We start from the raw sequence: 361 nt of genomic DNA on the forward strand, positions 1-361 counted from the left end.
TTGACCGAACACACCGGTGTGAGCGCGCCGTCGGCGCGCACGTTGCAGCGTCACTTCGCCCGGCTCGAGCTGAACACCCGTCCGGACGGGACCCCGCCAAGGGCGTTCGGCCGGTTCGAGGCCGCCGCACCGAACGAGCGGTGGACCGGTGACGCGCTGCACGGGCCGGTCATCGCCGGGCGGAAGACGTTTCTGATGGCGTTCATCGATGACCACTCCCGTGCCTTGGTCGGCTACCGGTGGGGTTACAGCGAGGACATGCTCGCCCTGGCCGGGGCGCTGCGCGCCGGGCTGATGTCACGTGGGATCCCGCAGGTCGTCTATCTCGACAACGGCGCGGCGATGGTCTCCAAACAGCTGC

At 69.3% G+C, this 361-nt stretch carries 1 protein-coding gene; it reads left to right on the forward strand.

The genetic code is table 11. From position 1 onward, the window contains the following. Nucleotides 1-18 precede the first annotated feature (18 nt). Nucleotides 19-361, forward strand: a 343-nt coding sequence (locus N864_RS23145; RefSeq protein ID WP_162164574.1) for an integrase catalytic domain-containing protein, incomplete at its 3' end; no start/stop codon positions are given.

It is taken from the genome of Intrasporangium chromatireducens Q5-1, assembly GCF_000576575.1.
In the GTDB taxonomy this organism is placed as follows: Bacteria; Actinomycetota; Actinomycetes; order Actinomycetales; family Dermatophilaceae; genus Intrasporangium_A; species Intrasporangium_A chromatireducens.